Genomic DNA, 1634 nt, shown 5'->3' with positions numbered 1-1634 from the left:
TTTAAACAATTTTTTGAATGAAAGAATTTTAAAGAGGGGCGCCCCCGCCGCGCCCGCGCCGTTATTTACGCTGCTTTTTCTAAAATATTATTCGAGTTATATATGACTTTATTGCCACTATAAACCTCACCTTCCCTATGAACAAAATCACACTCTCTTAATTTTGCCTTGCCTGAAACCTTCCCATAAATTTTTGAATAACCTGATATTTTTGCATTACCATAAATAATCCCATGAATTTCAGCATGCCCTTCAATAACAGCGTTCCCATGAACGTGTGCATTTTTATAAAGTTTTGAAAAACCTAGAACCTTGGCATTACCATAAACTTTTACATCAGCATAAATGCAAGCATATCCAGAAAGCTTGGCATTACCAAAAATATGCGTATCATTAAAAACCCAAGCATTATAATGAACGTGCGCATTCCCATAAATTCTTGCACGAGGATAAATACGTGCAAAACCATAAACTTCAGCATTTCCATAAACAAAGCCACCTACAACAGCCTTGCCATAAACACGGGCGTTTTCATAAATACAAGCTTCCACATTAACATGAGCATACCCACTTACAACGGCATTATCGTAAACACGGGCATTGCTATAAACCTTGGCATTACCTGCAACCCAGCAATTGCCATGATGCGATAAATTGTATTCACTGCCAATAAAACCGCCGAGGTCCCCTTTTTTGACATCTCCAAAATCTCTTAAGGCTCTAATTCTATGAAGCGTTTTAAAGCCAACCTCTATTGTCTCGCCTGTAAATTCGTATTTTTTTGCAAACTCTCTCTTTTTAAAAGAGCCATTATCATCTGTAATAAAAAAGGAAGTTTCTTGATTTGTAACTGTAGCTTTCATGCTAATTTCTTTCTTAACGTAATTAAGTTTTGAATTGACACCCTAAAAGGGCGCCGGGCGTTCAAAACACGGCGTTAAGTCCGTCGTCACACTTTTCTCATAAAGAGTATTGTATGGTGTGACCACACCCGACAAAATCGTTATATGCCAACAATAGCATAAAAGAAAGCCAGTATTTTAAGAAATGGGAGAAACCTTTTCGTGGTTTACCCGCTTAACGTTTAGTGTTTTGAGCACTTGCCAACCTTATTAAACGACCTTTTCCTTAAAGTCAATACGTATTTTTTATTTTTTTCAATTTTTTTCATTTTGATAATTACCTAATTGAATATCAAGTGCTTTTTCTAGTTCACTGTCTATATCATAAGCCTGTGAATAACATCTCTCACCATTATCTCTAATCTCACAAATCAACTGATCTTTCTCTGTACGTTTTTTGATTTTCGTATTTACCTCATCTATCAAAGGTTCACAACTCAATACACTTCTTGGCAAATCGCCACCGTAAACCCAAGCTTTCACTTGCGCCTTGGTACTGTAATCAACTCTTTCAGGCATCTCTTGATACTGACCACCATCGAATTCCTCATATTCCCTCATACCATCATCATATTCGTAAAGGTTGTAAAAATACTCTGCTACCCCTAATCCCCATGGTGCATATCCAACCGCTGTTGCAACGAACTTTTTTTGCATAGGCTGTTTACGTTTTTTTAAAAACATCTGGTTTAATATCCCCTATCTAAATCCATAACTTTACCAATGGGTTTA

At 36.8% G+C, this 1634-nt stretch carries 2 protein-coding genes; both read right to left on the bottom strand.

The window, feature by feature from the left end; genetic code table 11:
• Positions 1-65 precede the first annotated feature (65 nt).
• A complete protein-coding gene (locus ACFIMQ_RS09330; protein ID WP_375617045.1) occupies positions 66-863 on the bottom strand; it encodes a hypothetical protein in 798 nt (265 codons plus the stop codon).
• Positions 864-1157: 294 nt separating this feature from the next.
• Positions 1158-1586: a hypothetical protein gene (locus ACFIMQ_RS09325; RefSeq protein ID WP_375703924.1), complete on the bottom strand. Its 429-nt coding sequence runs from the start codon at positions 1584-1586 to the stop codon at positions 1158-1160.
• Positions 1587-1634 lie beyond the last annotated feature (48 nt).

It is taken from the genome of Bartonella sp. AD13SXNS, assembly GCF_042196465.1.
Taxonomy (GTDB): Bacteria; Pseudomonadota; Alphaproteobacteria; order Rhizobiales; family Rhizobiaceae; genus Bartonella.
Note: the sequence above shows the minus strand (reverse complement) of the source record. Positions and strands in the feature narration are given on the sequence as shown.

What these genes read in the sequence shown, in the direction of transcription:
- ACFIMQ_RS09330 (WP_375617045.1), bottom strand. Translation starts at nt 863, where the DNA reads ATGAAAGCTACAGTTACAAATCAAGAAACTTCCTTTTTTATTACAGAT.
- ACFIMQ_RS09325 (WP_375703924.1), bottom strand. Translation starts at nt 1,586, where the DNA reads ATGTTTTTAAAAAAACGTAAACAGCCTATGCAAAAAAAGTTCGTTGCA.